This window comes from Deltaproteobacteria bacterium HGW-Deltaproteobacteria-18 (assembly GCA_002841885.1).
Lineage (GTDB): Bacteria > Desulfobacterota > Desulfovibrionia > Desulfovibrionales > Desulfomicrobiaceae > Desulfomicrobium.
This window is the reverse complement of the sequence record PHBE01000008.1, coordinates 92,515-109,285: the sequence shown is the minus strand read 5'-3', so window position 1 is coordinate 109,285 and position 16,771 is coordinate 92,515. Positions and strand designations below refer to the sequence as shown.

15 protein-coding genes are annotated in these 16,771 nt (G+C 61.6%); 7 read left to right on the top strand and 8 right to left on the bottom strand.

The window, feature by feature from the left end:
• The first annotated feature begins 1 nt into the window (after position 1).
• The 7 genes from CVU60_09050 (at position 2) to CVU60_09020 (ending at position 7,309) form a co-directional block, all read left to right on the top strand.
• On the top strand, positions 2-1,168 hold the full coding sequence (locus CVU60_09050) for a beta-ketoacyl-[acyl-carrier-protein] synthase family protein (GenBank protein ID PKN41895.1): 1,167 nt from the start codon (positions 2-4) through the stop codon (positions 1,166-1,168).
• 23 nt (positions 1,169-1,191) lie between these two features.
• Positions 1,192-1,557: a hypothetical protein gene (locus CVU60_09045; GenBank protein ID PKN41894.1), complete on the top strand. Its 366-nt coding sequence runs from the start codon at positions 1,192-1,194 to the stop codon at positions 1,555-1,557.
• On the top strand, positions 1,536-2,693 hold the full coding sequence (locus tag CVU60_09040; GenBank protein ID PKN41893.1) for an 8-amino-7-oxononanoate synthase: 1,158 nt from the start codon (positions 1,536-1,538) through the stop codon (positions 2,691-2,693). The genes CVU60_09045 and CVU60_09040 overlap by 22 nt, the downstream gene beginning before the upstream one ends.
• Positions 2,690-3,391 carry a dethiobiotin synthase gene (gene bioD, locus CVU60_09035; GenBank protein PKN41892.1) on the top strand — a complete coding sequence of 234 codons (702 nt, stop codon included), beginning with the start codon at positions 2,690-2,692 and terminating at the stop codon, positions 3,389-3,391. The genes CVU60_09040 and bioD overlap by 4 nt, the downstream gene beginning before the upstream one ends.
• Before the next feature lie 54 nt (positions 3,392-3,445).
• A complete protein-coding gene (locus CVU60_09030) occupies positions 3,446-4,531 on the top strand; it encodes a hypothetical protein (protein PKN41891.1) in 1,086 nt (361 codons plus the stop codon).
• Positions 4,532-4,833: 302 nt separating this feature from the next.
• Positions 4,834-6,120, top strand: a complete 1,287-nt coding sequence (locus tag CVU60_09025; GenBank protein PKN41890.1) for a uracil permease — start codon at positions 4,834-4,836, stop codon at positions 6,118-6,120.
• Positions 6,121-6,385: 265 nt separating this feature from the next.
• Complete coding sequence (locus CVU60_09020; protein PKN41889.1) at positions 6,386-7,309, top strand: aminoglycoside phosphotransferase; 924 nt, start codon at positions 6,386-6,388, stop codon at positions 7,307-7,309.
• A 218-nt stretch (positions 7,310-7,527) separates the two neighbouring features.
• Here the strand turns inward: CVU60_09020 and CVU60_09015 are convergent, their stop codons facing one another.
• The 8 genes from CVU60_09015 to CVU60_08980 all read right to left on the bottom strand — a co-directional run bounded on the left by CVU60_09015 (position 7,528) and on the right by CVU60_08980 (position 16,768).
• Positions 7,528-8,862, bottom strand: coding sequence for an HD-GYP domain-containing protein (locus CVU60_09015; GenBank protein ID PKN41888.1), 1,335 nt, complete (start codon positions 8,860-8,862; stop codon positions 7,528-7,530).
• Positions 8,863-9,143: 281 nt separating this feature from the next.
• Positions 9,144-10,511: a restriction endonuclease subunit R gene (locus CVU60_09010; GenBank protein ID PKN41887.1), complete on the bottom strand. Its 1,368-nt coding sequence runs from the start codon at positions 10,509-10,511 to the stop codon at positions 9,144-9,146.
• A complete protein-coding gene (locus CVU60_09005; GenBank protein ID PKN41886.1) occupies positions 10,511-10,942 on the bottom strand; it encodes an esterase in 432 nt (143 codons plus the stop codon). The genes CVU60_09010 and CVU60_09005 overlap by 1 nt, the downstream gene beginning before the upstream one ends.
• 75 nt (positions 10,943-11,017) lie before the next feature.
• On the bottom strand, positions 11,018-11,671 hold the full coding sequence (locus CVU60_09000; GenBank protein PKN41885.1) for a TrkA family potassium uptake protein: 654 nt from the start codon (positions 11,669-11,671) through the stop codon (positions 11,018-11,020).
• Between the two features lie 9 nt (positions 11,672-11,680).
• Positions 11,681-13,027 carry a potassium transporter TrkH gene (locus CVU60_08995; GenBank protein PKN41884.1) on the bottom strand — a complete coding sequence of 449 codons (1,347 nt, stop codon included), beginning with the start codon at positions 13,025-13,027 and terminating at the stop codon, positions 11,681-11,683.
• A gap of 3 nt (positions 13,028-13,030) precedes the next feature.
• Positions 13,031-14,680, bottom strand: a complete 1,650-nt coding sequence (locus tag CVU60_08990) for a microcin ABC transporter ATP-binding protein (GenBank protein ID PKN41883.1) — start codon at positions 14,678-14,680, stop codon at positions 13,031-13,033.
• Complete coding sequence (locus CVU60_08985; GenBank protein PKN41930.1) at positions 14,652-15,668, bottom strand: ABC transporter permease; 1,017 nt, start codon at positions 15,666-15,668, stop codon at positions 14,652-14,654. The genes CVU60_08990 and CVU60_08985 overlap by 29 nt, the downstream gene beginning before the upstream one ends.
• On the bottom strand, positions 15,665-16,768 hold the full coding sequence (locus CVU60_08980; GenBank protein PKN41882.1) for a microcin ABC transporter permease: 1,104 nt from the start codon (positions 16,766-16,768) through the stop codon (positions 15,665-15,667). Before CVU60_08980 ends, CVU60_08985 begins: the two co-directional genes overlap by 4 nt.
• Between the last annotated feature and the right edge of the window lie 3 nt (positions 16,769-16,771).

Sequence of the window (16,771 nt, the reverse complement as noted above, 5' to 3'; positions counted from 1 at the left end):
TATGAAAAATTCGCGCCGTGTGGTCGTCACCGGCAGCGGATTCGTGCTGCCGCTTGGATCGGACAGGGAAGAAGTGTTTTCCGCCCTGCTAAGATCTCACGGCCCATTTCTTCGCTCCCTGGCGGACCCGGAGGTCGCGGTCTGCCCGGTTCCCGATTTTGATCTCAAAGCACATGTCAGCCGCTGCAAGAACGCCCGCTATCTGACCCGTGGCCAGCAACTCTGTCTGGCCGCCGCCGTCAGGGCCGTGGACGATGCGGGACTCGGTCCAAACGAACTGGCTCATGCCGGCCTTTTTCTTGGCCTCGGCCCAAATCTGCAAGCCCGTCCCCGGGACGACAGGGCCTTGTGGCTCCTGGACTATCTGCCCAACACCGTGACCTCCGTCATGGCCGGGATACTGGGGGTGCACGGCGAAAACCTGACCATCCTGACCGCCTGCGCGGCTTCGACCCAGGCGCTGGGGCAGGCCTTTCGCGCCGTGGCGACGGGACTTGCGGACGTGGCCCTGGCCGGTGGCGGAGATTCACGTCTCTCTCCGGAGGCCGTGCGCGCCTACAGAGAGGCCGGAGTCCTGGCCACGGGCTTCCAGCGTCCCGAATTGGCCTGCCGCCCCTTTGACCAGGACCGTACCGGTTTTGCCATCGGCGAAGGCGGGGCGATCTTCGCGCTGGAGAGTCTGGACCATGCCAAAGTTCGTGGAGCCCGGATTCTGGCAGAGATCGTCAGCGCCTCTTCCTCGCTGGACGGAGGGAGCCTGACCGGCCCCGACCCCACGGGACAGGCGGCCGGAACGGCCGTGATGCGTTGCCTCAAGGAGCTTGGAAGCGAAGATCTCTGCGTCCTTGCGCATGGCACGGGCACGGTCCTCAACGACGCCGTGGAAGGGGATATTTTGGCCCGGACCGCGGCAGGGGCCATGGGCATCACGGCCTTCAAGTCCAGGATTGGCCATCTGGCGGCGGCCTGCGGCTGCGCGGAACTTGCGCTGGGCCTTGTTTGCGCCGCGAAAGGACATTTTCCGGCCATCGCCGGGCTCACAAACCCTTGCCGTGACGATCTGCCCCTGCTGCGCGAGCCCTTGCGACGAATCCCCAAGGGGCTACTGCTGCAAAGTTTCGGTTTTGGGGGGCAAAACGCCTGTCTGGGGGTGCGGCCGTGGATCTAGACTTCTCCGCATTCGACCCCTCGATGGCGCTTGAGTCCATCGTGTCCTGCGATGCGCGGCAAATCGTGACCCGTACGAAATCCCTGCCGCCGTTCCTGGCCCTTGAGGCCATGGCCCAGACCTGCGGCATGCATCTGCGCCGCCGCCACGACTTCAGGATAGAAGCCTATCTTGTCTCCGTGGCCGACCTCCTCTATGCTCCGGACCTTGGCGCAAAGCCCCTGACCATCCGGGCCGATCTCACCGCCGAGACCAAGGCCGGCGCAAGCTACGCCGTGAAAGTGACTGACGGCCCGGCGTGCAGGATTCTCATCGGGATGCATGCCGCCTCCGACTCCCCGGACACCATTTTTCAGAGTCGTTTCACATGCCTGAGCAAAATTTCCTAGAGCGCCTGAAAAACGAAATCGAGGCCCGCCGCCAGGCCGGCCTCGGTCGCGAGCTTCTGCCCGTGACCGGGCGTCATGGCGCCAGCGTCATTCTGGACGGACGCGCGCATCTCAATTTTTCCTCCAACGATTTCCTTGGCCTGGCCCAAAACACGGAGATGGCCGAAACCCTGGCGCATCTCTGCCGACGTTTCGGCAGCGGCTCCGGCGCCTCGCGACTGGTCACGGGCACAACCCGTTCCACCCTGAACGCCGAACAGGCCCTGGCCGATCATTTCGGATACGAATCCTGCCTGATCCTCGGCAGCGGCTTCCTGGCCAACCTCACGCTGATCTCCACCCTGTTTTCCGAAAAGGACACGCTCCTGCTCGACAAGCGCGCCCACACCAGCACCGTGGCCGGAGTGCGACACAGCCGGGCGCGATTCCACACCTTTCGCCACAACCGCATGAGCCACCTGCGCAAGCTGCTCATGGAGCACCCGGCCCAGGCCGTGCTGACCGAGTCGCTGTTCAGCATGGACGGAGACAGCCCGGACTTTCAAGCCCTTGGCGACTTCAAGAGCGAAAACGATTTTCTGTGCATCGTGGACGAGGCGCACGCCTTCGGTGTTCTCGGCCCCGGCGGAAGAGGGCTGGGCCGCACGGTGGCCGATGTGGCCGTGGGCACGCTGGGCAAAGCCTTCGGGATGTTCGGAGCGTTCATCCTCTGCCCCGGGGTCGTGCGCGAGCACCTTGTCCACTTCGGGCAAGGTTTCATCTACACCACGTCCCTGCCGCCCTGGCATGGGGACATGGTTCTGGCCATGCTTGAGCGGGTCGGCCAGTCAGACGCCCAGCGCGAGCACCTGCTCCTGCTTGCAAATCTGGCCCGCAAGGAGCTGCCGGAAGCAGGTCTGCAGGTTCGCGGGGAGGCGCACATCCTGGCGCTGGAAGTCGGCGACGAGAGCCGCTGCCAGCGCCTGGCCATGGCCTTGCGGGAGGCGGGAATCCTGGTCTTCGCGGCCCGCTACCCCACCGTGCCCCTGGGGCAGGCCATGTTGCGGGTCTGTCTGACCGCCGAGCACAACGTGGACGACATTCGACGACTGCGCAACGCCATCTCGATCGCGCTGCACAAGGAGAGCGCGGCATGACTTCGGGCAGAATCATCTTCGTCACGGGCACGGACACGGATGTGGGCAAGACCGTGGTCAGCCTGCTCATCATGCGCGCCCTGACCGGCCTCGACGCCGTGTACCTGAAGCCCGTGCAGACTGGATGTCCCGGACCCGGGCATGATTCCGACGCTTCCTTCGTGCATGGCCTGCTGCCCGGCGGTCTGCCCGGGGGCATGACGCCTGCGGACTGCATCCATTCCTGCCGCCCCTTGCCCAAAGCTCCACTTTTCGCGGGCGATCCCGTGTATTTCGACGACCTGTGCCGTTTCGTAGCCGTCCACGCCGCCCGCCACGAGGTCACGGTGGTGGAAGGTGCCGGAGGCCTGCTGGTGCCGGTCACAGCGCAGAAAACCATGCTGGACCTGGCCATGCAGACCGGCGCCCCCCTGCTGGTGGTTGGCCGCGCCGGGCTTGGCACCATCAACCACACCCTGCTGACCCTTGAGGCCATGAAATCCCGTCATGTCCGCTGTCTGGGCGTGATCCTGACCGACCCCCTGGACGCAGTTTCTGAACTGGACCGGTCCGAAAACAGCGCGGCTATCGAAAACTTCTCCGGGCTGCCCGTGCACGGTGTCATCGGCCGGATCGCTGACCTGCTTTCTCCGCCGCAATCAGCCATGTCCGTGATCAGGGCTGCGCTCAGCGAACATCTCTGCCCACGAAAAACCTGACGGAGCGCAAGCCGGGCCCAACGAAGCGAAGAACACGAGCCGCAGGAGAATCACATGCTGACCCTCGTCACGTACACGTACAACGACCACGACTTTGCGCGGGAACAGCTTGAACGGATCCGTTTCCACGGAAACCTGATCCAGGCTGTCATTGTCGTCGACGACGGATCGGACGAAGCCTTCGAAGCTCCGGCCTTGCCGGGATGCCCCGGTGGCGTGAAAGTCCTGCGTCACCCGGAGAACCTGGGCCCGGCCGCTGCCAAACGCACGGGCATCGGCAATGCGCGCACGGATTTCATCTTTTCCATCGACAGCGATATCGTCTGCGACCGGATCTGGCTGCCGAGCGCCCTGTCCGTCATGACGGAACACCCCAATGTCGGTCTGGTGGGAGCGCAGCCCCTGGCTTCCGATCTGGGTGACACCCTGTCCCGCGCCCTCAACGCCAGATCCCGGTTCCAGCCTGTCCCGGCACGTCCAGCCTTCGCATCCGGTGAAATATGGCTCCTGCGGAAAAAGGTCTACGATGCGGTCCAGGGCCTCGACGGGTACGTGAAGCGAACCCATGAAGACTGGCATCTTTGCCGCAAGATCACTCAAGCCGGTCACGATATCGTGCTTCACCAAACCGGCGCTGTCCGCCAAACACGCAAGATCCGTCGAGCGGCGCAGGTTCGGCGCGACGCCGTCTACTACTTCCAGTCCTACAAAATCATGCTCGAATCCAGAGGTCCCCAGGCAATCCTCCAGGTCTTCACCGAAGAACTGCTGCATGCGATCCGGCTCGCCGACACCCATGACGCACAGATTCTGGTGTATATCGAATTGGCCAAAATCCTGCTCGTGCTGGCCGAGCTTCACCAGGGCGAAGGACATGACGTCATTTTCGACGAAGTGATCCGGTCTTTTACCTTCGTGTTCGGACGATACCCATCCATCATGTCGGCCATCGTGCAGGACCTGCCGGTGCGATCACTCCCGGCGCCCGACAAGTCCGGTTCTGCAACGCATGCCGAATTCTTTGCCTACCTGGCTGATGTTGTAGGCGTATTCAGGCTTGAACGTATCGACACGGAGACTTTGCCGCGTTCCTTTGCGGAAGAATCCGGATCAAGGTTCGACTTCCACTACCTGCTCTAGGTCCCGCTTCAGCTTGAACCGTTTTCACGGATCGCAAGCCGACAGGAGATCCACGTCGTCATGGACGCGACGGCAGTCTTCCTGAACGCGCCCGCGCTTTCTCGACTCCCATGAATTCGTACTCACATCCTGACGCCCTGCGTCGTCTGAGATGATCCTTCCTGCGAGGACATTCTTGACCGCTTGCAGCTCTGCTTGTATGTACTCGCAGTTTTGGGGTCTGCATGGCGGGCCCCGTAAGGCATGTGCGCGGGACGGGCCCATTTGGCCTTGCTACACATCATTTTTCAAGGGAGAAACGCATGAGCAGAAGAATTATTCAGGTTGATGAAAAAGTTCCATTACTTCAAGGATTTCCTTTAAGCTTGCAGCATCTGTTCGCCATGTTCGGCGCGTCGGTGCTGGTCCCGACCCTGTTCAAGATCGATCCAGCCATCGTACTGCTCATGAACGGCATCGGAACGCTCATTTACCTGTTCATCTGCAAGGGCAAGGCGCCTGCGTTTCTGGGTTCGAGCTTCGCGTTTCTGTCTCCGGTCTTCGTCATTCTCGGCGCCGACCAGGCCCTGTGGGGAGGCAATTATTCCTACGCGCTGGGCGGCTTCATCGCCTCGGGTCTCATCTTCTGTTCCGTGGCGCTGATCATCGGCCGCTTCGGGTCCGACTGGATCAAGATCGTGCTTCCCCCTGCCACCATGGGCCCCATCGTTGCCCTCATCGGCCTGGAACTGGCCGGAGTGGCCACGGGAATGGCCGGCATCATGCCGGATGATTCCGGAGCCTACAACATGGACGCCATCATCGTCTCCATGGTCACCCTGCTGGTCGTCGCCTTCGGGTCCATTGTCTTTCGCGGCTTCATGGCGGTCATCCCGGTCCTGGTCGGCATCATCGTGGGCTATCTGGTTGCCATCGGCATGGGCATGGTCGATTTCGCGACCATCTCCACGGCGCCGGTCATCTCCTTCCCGACCGTGTACCTGCCCAAGTTCGACATCAACATGATCCTGATCATCATTCCGGCTTCACTGGTGGTCATCTCCGAGCACATCGGCCATCTGGTCGTCACCGGCAACATCGTCGGCCGCGATCTGGTCAAGGATCCCGGCCTGCACCGCTCGCTGCTGGGCGACGGTATCGCCACCACCCTCTCGGGCTTCATGGGTTCCGTCCCCGTGACAACTTACGGCGAGAATATCGGCGTCATGGCCATCACCCGCGTTTACTCGGTGTGGGTCATCGGCGGGGCGGCGATCATCTCCATCTGTCTTGCCTTTGTCGGCAAGCTCTCGGCCTTTATCCAGTCCATCCCCACTCCGGTCATGGGCGGCATCTGCATCCTGCTCTTTGGCGTCATCGCCGCCTCGGGCATCCGCATGCTGGTCGAAGCCAAAGTTGACTACTCCAAGCCCGCCAACCTGATCCTGACCGCCGTGGTGCTCATAGTGGGCCTGAGCGGCACCGCCCTGCACATCGGCACGGTGCAGCTCAAAGGCATGGCGCTGGGCACGGTGGTGGGCATGGCCATGTCCATGATCTTCCACCTCCTCGACCACCTCGGCCTGACCAACCAGCCGGCCGATCACTAGGCAACCCTGGGTATTCAAGGGCGGAACACATCGGTGCTCCGCCCTTTTGTAATCCCGGAGGGCGAAATGAAAAAACATAACATCCTGCTTTGGATCGGCGGCATCGTCGGCGTGCTGACCATGGGCGCGCTGCGCTTCGTGGGCAAAAACACGGACATCTTCGGCCTGCTGGCGGCCATGACCGTGGTCATCGCCATCCTGGCCTTCTTCGTCATCCGCTACGTGAACCGAAAGTGGTGAAGGGCCTCTTCTCACCTACCCAGTCATGCATCCATCCCGCGAACTTCTGCGCGACATCCTGAGTCGCTGGGGACTGCCTTTTACGGGCATTCATCCGCAAATCCCCATCCAGGGCAGCCCCGAGCGCTGCCTGTACCGGGTCGTGGTGGACGCCGGAGATTCCCGTCATTTTCTTGAAGAACTGGACTCCCGAACGCTGACGCGCAAAAGGCTGATCGCTGAACGCATCGCCCATCTGAAGGCCAACGAATTGCCTGCGGCCGCCCCTCTAGCGGGGCTCGACGGGAACTTTTTACAACGTGCAGACGGTCGCCATTGGCAGCTGACGCCTTTTGTGACGGGGATTGAGCTCAACAGGGATCGTTTCTGGCAGGACGCATGGCGCGGCAAGGCCCTGGCCAACTTTCTGCACGATTTGAGGCAGACAAGCCGGGATCTCACCACTGAAGAAGAGGTCTTCGATCTGCGCGGTTATGTTTTCAGGATCTGTGACGACGCCCAGCATTTGCATCCCAAAGTCTACGGACGGCTCGCGCCCGTCTTCACTCTCATCGAGAACAGGCTTGAAGCATGCGCAAGCCTGCCCGTGGCCTTCTGCCACGGCGACCCTCACCCTCTGAACATGATCTGGGGAAAAGACCGCATCCTTTCGGCCATTGACTGGGAATTCTGCGGCCCGAAATGCGTCCTGCACGACATGGCCCTGATTCTCGGCTGCGTTGGCAGTGAAGACGAAAACGCGCTGAACGGCCCCTTGATCACGGCCTTTCTGGACACCCTGCGTTCCTGCGGCCTGCTGGACGACCCGCTCGAAGAACATCTGCCGGCCTGGACCCTGGCCCTGCGCGTAGCCTGGCTGGCAGAATGGCTGCGCCGGGAGGATTCCGACATGATCGAATTCGAGATCTTCTACATGAAGACCCTGGCAGACCGTTTCTTCAAGGGATAATCTCCACTCCCGATCACAGGCACAACGCCGATCTTCCAACTTCCCGTCATTATTGAGGCGACAGCACTTTGCGACGGCCTCTTTGAGCCGCCAGCTTTGTGCCGACTGCAAGATCATGCTGCTGAGCCTTGTGGAGGTGAAGAGCGAAGCTGGAGAGAAATTCGGCAGGGCGCAGATTTGATTCGACGATGTTGATCAGGAATAATTCAGGCGACCAGTCAGGAGACCAGAGTGTCGGCTCCGGCATGAAAAAATTTCCAGGCGACGTCAATGAGCTCCGCGCTCAGGTCCCGGCCTGACCTGTGTGCGTATCGTTCGTGTAGGGGCGCGGCCATGTCGATGAAGGTGTCGACGATCTCGGGATCGAAATGCTTTCCGCGTCCGCGCCTCAGGATATCAAGGGCCTGTGCGCAGCTCAGCGCATTCTTGTACGGCCTGCGTGAGGTCAGGGCGTCAAAGACATCGGCCACGGTGAAGATCCGCGCCGCGAGGGGGATGTCCTTTCCGCTTATTCCGCCCGGATACCCTTTTCCGTCGAATTTTTCGTGGTGGCACCCGACGACGTCTTTTGCATCGCGCAGCCAGGTCGAACGGTCGACCACGTCGAGGCCGTGCCTGACGTGGGTCTTCATGGTCTCGAATTCTTCATGCGTGAGCTTGCCGGGCTTGAGCAGGATGCTGTCCCTGATGGCGATCTTGCCGACATCGTGCAGGAACGCGCCCTTGGCGAGGGCCCGCATTCCGGCCGCGTCCAGGCCGATGGCCTCGGCCATGCGCAGGGCGTAAAGGGTCACCCGGTAGTTGTGCTCATCGGTGTCGCTGTCCCTCTTGGCGACGGCACAGCCGAGCAGGGCCAGCGTTTCGAAGTTTGCCGCCTGCAGATTGCGGGAAAAGGCGACGAGACGGTTGGTCAGACGCAGGATGACCGGATAGAGGAGCGCCGCCGTAGCCAGGGCGACGAAGGCGACGGCACCGACGGTGTAGAGCGCTTTCCGCTCCATGGCGGCCAGCACTGCCGGGGCCGGGACAAAGACGATTTCAGCGTATCCGGTTTCACTCCGTCCGGACTCGTCTATTGGCAGGACGGCATGGACGCAGAGGATATCCGCGATATAGACCGTTTCCGACCAGACGCCGTTCCCGGGCTCAGGGCGTCCGACTGTTTGGACGTGAGCCTGCACTGCATCGTGCAGCACGAAGCTTCGGTCCAGATACTCCTCCCTGCCGGAAATTCCTGGCCGGGAATACCGGGCATAGACGGCCTTGCCACGCCTGCTTTTCCTGTCACCGGCAGCGATTTTTTCCCCGACCGCCTTACGAAAAGCGTCCGAGGGTATAAGCCCGTCATGGGAAATGATCTCACGGGTACGCCCGGCCAGCACCGCCAGATCATCCTGCGCCTCGGCCATCACCGCTTCCGCCATCATGCGCTCTTCGGCCAGATAGGCCAGGGAGGCCAGGGTCAGGGCGATGACGGCGGCCACGAGCGCGAGCCTGCCGACCAGGATGCGACGCACATAAGTCAAAAGCGGAACGTTTCGCGGAAAATGCATGCTCCTGTCCTGCTGAGCGATTCATGAAAATGAGGGGCCGCTTCGAGTTATGGGGATTGCCCACTAACTTTATTGCGCTGCCATGCAACATCGTACCAATCACGAAATGGATTCCATGCCAACCACTTGAAAACGAAAATTACGACTTCAAGTGCAAATTCTCCTGAACTCGCGCAAGACGATTCCCTCAGAAACAACCTCTGGAATACATTCAAGGATCAGCGCTGCGTGTTTTCATACCCGCCAGGATAAATATCATCCGAGGAGGTGATATCGCCTGCCTACTCGCCGATATCCGCATACACCTCCGCCCGCGCCTTTGCTGCCGCATTGAGCACGCCGACCTTTTCGTCCACGAAATCATAAACCTTTGGTTGAGCTTTTCCGATTGAAGGGCGCAGCACCCGGCCCAGATACTGGATCAGGCGGCCGCTGAACTTGATGGGGGTCGCCAGAAAAAGGGAGGTCAGGTTGCTGGCGTCGAACCCCTCCCCAATGAGCTGGCCCGTGGCGAAGACCGCGCTGATCCGGTTCGACTGGATCTGATCCACCAGCCGTTTGCGTTCCGGCAACGGAGTGTCGCCGGTCAGGACCGCTCCGCTGATGCCGTGGCGTTCGTGAAGCAGCTCATGCAGCACCCGGCAATGCCACTTGCGGTCGGACAGGATCAGGCTCACCCCGCGCCCGGAAGTGATCTCGGCAGCCACCTCGTCGACGATCTGGCAGTTGCGCGCAACGTCTTCGGTCAGATCGGCGATGATGAGACCGTATTCCTCCGCGGGGTCGCGCTCGCACACGAACGTCGTGGGGCGTATGCAGATTTCCGGCCGCAGGATGGCTCCGCTGTCCATCAGGTCATCGCTGTCGATGCGGGCGTGCATTTCGCCCAGATGCCAGAAGATGAGCTGGGTCAGACCGTCGCGGCGGTACGGTGTGGCCGAGAGGCCAAGGGAATAGGCGCAGTCGAAAGCGGTCACGGCAGCGGTGAAGGTGCGGCTGGGGGCGCGGTGGCATTCGTCGACGATGATGTGGCCGACGCGTTTTTTCAGGTCCTTGGCCCGGCTGTACACGGACTGCACCGTGGCCACGGTCACGGCCTCGCCCACCGTGCTCCTTCCGCTGCCGATCATGCCCACCTTGCGTGCCGGAATGTCCAGGAACTGTTCGATACGCTCCACCCATTGCATGGCAAGGTCCCGGGTGTGCACGATGACAAGCGCAGGCTGACGGCGCTGGGCAATGAGTGAGAGCCCGCACACGGTCTTGCCCGCTCCGGTGGGCGCGCACAAGGTCCCGAAGCGTCGCCGCAGCATGGCCTGGCAGGCCGTGTCCTGATAGGGGCGCAAGTCCCCGCGGAAGGTGAATTCCACTTCCGGCAGGCTGCGCCGGTCGTCAGTGTACTCCACGGCCTCGCCATGCTCCGCGCAGATCCTCGCCAGCCGCCCGCCATAACCGCGCGGCAGGATGAGGCCTCCGTTCGTACGCGTGGAATAGAACTTCAGATGCCGGGAGACCTTGTAATTGGTGCGGCCCATCTTCAGGTTTTCGAGCCACTTGGGATTTTCGAGGGTCAGCTCGGCCATGACCTGATCCTTGATGGGCTCCGGGATGTCGGTCAGAAAAAGCTTGTGGGCGATTCTGCACTGCATCAGGACACGCTTTCCAGACAGCCAAGCAATTCCTTGGGCACGCGTGCGACCTTTCGGGCGGCGTAATCGAAGCAGGCCATGCCGGTCTTGACCAGGGCGATTTCAGCCGCGTCGGCAGGACGGGTCAGCCGGCAGACCAGATCGAAACTCGACCGCCGCACCTCCATCGCGCCCAGCGCCACTTCCAGTTCATCGCCCAGAAACGCTTCGCCCCGGAAAACCAGGGCCGCATCGGCCATGATCAGCCCCACCCCGCCCACGTCCTTCTCGGACAGACCGCAGGATGCCAGCCAGCGCACCCGCGCCTCGTGCGCAAGGCCCAGCATCCGGTCATTGCCAAGGTGCCCGCCATAATTCACATCGGTCACGCGCACGGCAAGCACCGTTCGGAAAAGCCACGACTGCGGCAACTCAATCTGCACACGCGCCATATCGTCCGTCCATTTCGTCCATTCTGTTGACTGCATCCATCAGGTCCGCCTCTTTCGTCGACAGGGTCCTTGCCATCAAGAATCCAGAGCCAGGAGCTTTTCCCCCTGCCCGATCACAGCCAGAACATCCCCTTTTTGCAGGGGCTGGTCGGCTTTGGGTACAAACTCGAACTGCTTCTCCTCAAAGCCTTTGACGGCCACCACCTGGATGCCAAACGAATTGGTCAGGTCCAGCTCCCGCAGAGTCTTCCCCGCCCATTTCTCCACGGTAAACTCCTTGAGGATGATGTTGGTGCCGAGCGGCAGGTAGTCGATGAGCCCCGGTACGGCCAGCTTGGCCGCAAGCTGTTCGGCGGCATAACGCTCCGGGAAGATGACCGCATCGGCCCCGACCTTGGTCAGCACCTTCTCGTGATCACGACTCATGGCCTTGACCGTCACTTTTTTGCAGCCCAGCTCCTTCAGAAAGAGCGTGATGAGGATGCTTGCCTCCATGTTGTGCCCAGTGCTGACAATCACTTCCTGCAGCTCGCCGAACCCGAGCTGTTCGAGGGCGATCTTGTCCACCGCTTCGGCCTGATACGCCTGGGTCAGGACCTCGGCAGCGGCCTTGACCTTGTCAGGATCGCTGTCGACCCCGACCACCTTCTGGCCGTGAGCCATCAGGGAACTGGCCAGACTGAGGCCGAATTTGCCCAAACCCACGACACCGAATTCCTTGTGAGCCATGAAAACCTCCTACCCGATGAGCATGCTCTTTTCGGCACGCCTGAAATGTTCACGCGTCTGCCAGGACTGCAGCATGGTCAGAAAAACTATGGGGCCAAGTCGGCCGACAAACATGAGCATCATGATGACGCACTTTCCCGGGGCCGAAAGATGAGGGGTAAGTCCGGTGCTCAGTCCCACGGTTCCGAACGCCGACGAAGCCTCGAAAAAGAGCTCCATGAACTTGCCCCGCACCAGCTGATGCGGCTGGTTGGCGCCTTCGGTCACGGTCAGGACGAAGACCGAGCACATGATGAGGACAAAGGCGAAAATGACAAGAGTCATGGCCTTGTTCACGGTGGGCGCGTCAACGCCATAGCCTTCGACAACGACCTGATCGCGACCTTTGATCTGGGAAACGGCAAAGCCGAGGAGCACGCGCAGGGTCGTGGTCTTTATGCCGCCCGCGCACGAACCGGGAGACCCCCCGATGACCATGAGCAGAATCAGGATGAACAGCGACGTGTCGGTCATGATTCCGATGTCCATGGTGTTGAAGCCCGCCGTACGGGCCGAGACGGACTGAAAGAGGCCTTGCAGCACGGCCGTGAACAGTCCGTCCTGCCTCTGTTCGATCAGGAAAAACACCACCCATCCGACAAGGATCAGCCACAGGCTGGTGCGGATGACCAGCGAACTCTGCCAGCTCAGCGTGTCCCGCAGGCGGCGTGCCCTGAAGGCTGTGCCAAAAAAACCGGGCAGCTCGACCAGCACGTAGAAGCCGATACCGCCCAAAAAAATGAGGAGCATGAACAGCAGATTTATGGGCAGATTCCCGGAGAAGCGCATCAGACTGTCCGGGTAGAGGCTGAAGCCCGCGTTGCAGAAAGCGGACACGGAATGAAAAAAGGCGTTAAACCAGTCCATTTCGCCCATGCTCAAAGCATACAGGGCAACAGCACCCAAAGCCTCGATGCAAAAGCAGACCAGAAAGAGCTGTACCAGAAATCGTCCCAGCTTGAATGACGGATCACCCTGCAGTGATTGTCCCACGGCGATGCGGTCGGTCAGCGAAACGCGCCGACGCCACAGATAGAAGACGAGGCTTGTGTAGGTCATGACCCCAAGGCCGCCGATCTGCATGAGCAGAGCGATGACGGTCAGGCCGAAAGTCGAGAACATGGTGCCCGTATCCACGACGACGAGCCCAGTCACGCAGGCGGCGGACACGGCGGTGAAAAAGGCGTCGATCCAGCTCAGCTGCGTATCGTTCAACGCCAAGGGCAGATGCAGCAGGACCCCGCCGAGCAGAATGGTCGCGATGAAGAAATGGACCGGAAGAAATGCCGGAGAGAGGAATTTTTGTGCGTGTTTCATGCCTTATTCCAGGGCGGCGGCAAGCAGGGTGCGGGTGTATTCCTGGACCGGGCTTGCAAAAATGGCATCGGTCGGTCCCTGCTCCACGATGCGCCCGTCCTTCATGATGACGATGCGGTGGCACAGGGCCCGGACCAGGGCCAGGTCATGGGTGATGAACATGAAGGTCAGGCCGAAGCGGGTCTGCAGACCGCGCAAGAGCTCCACGATCTGGAACTGCACCGTGCGGTCCAGGGCCGAGGTCGGCTCGTCCAGAACCACGAATTTGGGCCGCAGGATGAGCGCCCGGGCAATGGAGATGCGCTGACGCTGGCCGCCGGAAAACTCGTGCGGATAGCGGTGCATCGCGGCCGGGTCAAGATCCACGGCCTCCAGAATCTCGGCGATGCGCTCCTCCCGCTCCGAACCCGTGGCCAGGCGGTGCGCGTCAAGTCCCTCGGCCACGATCTGGCCCACGGTCATGCGCGGGCTGAGGCTGCCGTAAGGGTCCTGAAACACGACCTGGAAATTGCGGCGCAGCCGCCTGATCTCCCCTTCACGCATGGCGGACAGGCGCTGGCCGTCGAAATCTATCTCGCCCTGGCAGCTCTGAAGGCGCAGCAGGGCAAGGCCCAGCGTCGTCTTTCCCGATCCGCTCTCCCCCACCACGCCGAGGGATTCACCCCGGAAAATGGAAAGCTCTGCATCGGTCACGGCCTTGATGTAGCTCCTGGGACGACCAAAAAACGTTTTGCCCTGCGGAAACCAGACCCGGATATCGCGTGCCTCAAGCAGGGTTTGCGCGTCTTCGGCCAGGGGGCCCGGTCTGCCCGACGGGGTGCTGGCCAGCAGGGTTTTTGTGTAGGAGTGGTTGGGATTGTTGAAAATTTCGTCCCGCGTTCCGCTCTCCACAATCCGGCCCTCGCGCATGACGTGCACCTCGTCGGCCATGTGCCGGACCACGCCCAGATCATGGGAGATGAGCAGGATGGCCATGTTCAGGCGCTTTTGCAGGTTTTTTAAAAGCTCCAGCACCTGGGCCTGGATGGTCACGTCCAGGGCCGTGGTCGGCTCGTCGGCAATGAGCAGGACCGGATCGTTGGCTAGCGCCATGGCGATGATGACCCGCTGCCGCTGTCCGCCGGAAAGCTGATGCGGAAAGCTGTTCAGACGCGAGGCCGGGTCCGGGATGCCGACCAGCTCCAGGAGCTCCAGGGTGCGCGCTCTGGCATCGACTTCGGGCTGGTGCAGGAGCACGCTTTCGGCGATCTGGCGGCCGATGGGATGCAGCGGGTTCAGGGACGTCATGGGCTCCTGGAAGATCATGCCGATGCGTCCGCCGCGGACTTCACGCAGCCGCCCTTCGTCCAGGCGCAGCAAATCCTTCCCCTCGAACAGGATTTCCCCGCTCGTGCGTGCGACCAGGGGCGGGAGCAGGCGCAGGACCGACAGCGCGGTCACGGACTTGCCCGATCCGCTCTCCCCCACCAGGGCGCAGGTCCGCCCCGGATACACGGACATGCTGACGCCCTGCACGGCGGTGACGGTACTATCCTCCACGGAGAAATCAACGCCGAGATCGCGGATGCTCAGCAATGCTTCAGACTTCGCGTGCGATTGCGGGGCGGGCGCAGCCTGCGCGGGTCTAGCTTCTGTGGCGTGGATCAAAGGCATCGCGCACTCCTTCTCCGATAAAAACCAGCAGGCTCAGGATCGTGCCCAGGACCGCAAAAGCCGACAGGCCGAGCCACGGGGCCTGCAGATTGTTCTTGCCCTGTGCCAGCAGCTCGCCCAGGGACGGCGAACCCGGCGGCAGGCCGAACCCCAGAAAGTCCAGCGAGGTCAGGGTGGTGATGGACCCGCTGACGATGAACGGCATGAAGGTCACGGTCGCGATCATGGCGTTGGGCAGGATGTGGCGAAACATGATGACCCGGTCCGACAGGCCCAGCGCCTTGGCCGCACGCACGTATTCGAGATTGCGGCCGCGCAGGAACTCGGCCCGGACCACGTCCACAAGGCTCATCCACGAAAAGAGCATGGTCACGGCCAGAAGCCACCAGAATCCGGGCGCGACCATGGAGGCCAGGATGATGAGGATGAAAAGCGCAGGCATGCCGGACCAGATCTCCATGAAACGCTGCCCGGCCAGATCGACGGCCCCGCCGTAATAGCCCTGCACTGCGCCCACGCAGACTCCGACCACGGAGCTGCCCAGGGTCAGTATCAGCCCGAAGAGCACGGACAGGCGTACCCCGTAGATGATGCGGGCCAGCACGTCGCGGCCCTGGTCGTCGGTGCCGAGCAGATTCTCACGCGAGGGCGGGGCCGGGGCGGGCACGGGCAGATCGTAGTTGATGGTCCTGTAACTGTAGCGCACGGGCGGCCAGATCATCCAGCCCTTGGCGTTGATGAGCTGCTCCACATAGGGATCGCGGTACACGGTCTGGGTCTCGAAATCGCCGCCGAAAACGGTTTCCGGATAGGCCTTGAAGACCGGGGCATAAAAGCCCCCATCGTAATAGACCAGCAGGGGCCGGTCATTGGCGATGAATTCCGCCCCGAGGCTGGAGAGAAACAGGAACAAGAAGATCCACAGGGACCAGAACGCCCGGCCGTTGGAGCGGAAGGCACGCAGCCTTCGCCGGATGATGGGGTTCATCGTCCCTCCCGCGAGCCGAAATCGATGCGCGGATCGACCAGCACATAGGTCAGATCCGAAATGAGCTTGGTAACCAGGCCGATGAGGGTGAAGATGTAGAGGGAACCGAACATGACCGGGTAATCACGGTTTATGGTCGCCTCGAAGCCCAGAAGGCCAAGACCGTCCAGGGAAAAAATGACCTCGATCAGCAGCGAGCCCGTAAAGAACATGGAGATGAAGGCCGCGGGGAAGCCTGCGATGATGAGCAGCATGGCGTTGCGGAAGACGTGACGGTACAGGATACGCGATTCGGTCTGGCCCTTGGCGCGGGCCGTGGTGACGTACTGCTTGCCGACCTCATCCAGAAAGGAGTTCTTGGTCAGCATGGTCAGGGTCGCAAATCCCCCGATGACCATGGCAGTGACGGGCAGGGCCAGGTGCCAGAAATAGTCCAGGATCTTGTCCAGGAGGGAAAAATCGGCCCAGCCCGGAGAGGTCAGGCCGCGCAGTGGAAACCAGTTGAAATAGCTCCCGCCCGCGAAGAGGACCACAAGCAGGATGGCGAAAAGAAAAACCGGGATGGCATTGCCCACAACCATGAACGTGCTGGTCCAGACATCGAAGCGCGAACCGTGGCGCACGGCCTTCATAATGCCCAAGGGGATGGACAGGGTGTAGATGATGAGCGTGCTCCACAGCCCCAGCGACAGGGACACGGGGATTTTTTCGCCGATGAGCTCAAGCACGCCCTTACTGCGGAAAAAGCTCTCGCCAAGGTTAAACGTGGCGTAATTCTTGATCATCTGGACGTATCGCTCCCACAGAGGCTTGTCGAAGCCGTACATACGCTCGATGCGGAGCACCACGTCCGGGTCGAGGCCCTGGGCCCCGCGATAGACGGATTTGGAGGACGCCTGCGCCGAGACGTTCGCCCCGGCCGTTTCCCCGCCCGATCCGCTGACGCGTGCGGCGGCAGCCACGTCCAGCCCCTGCAGCTGGGCGATCATCTGCTCCACCGGCCCGCCGGGCGCGGCCTGAATGATGAAGAAATTGAGCGTCAGAATGCCCAGCAGGGTCGGAATGATGAGTGCCAGGCGGCGCAGGATGTAGGTAAGCATTGT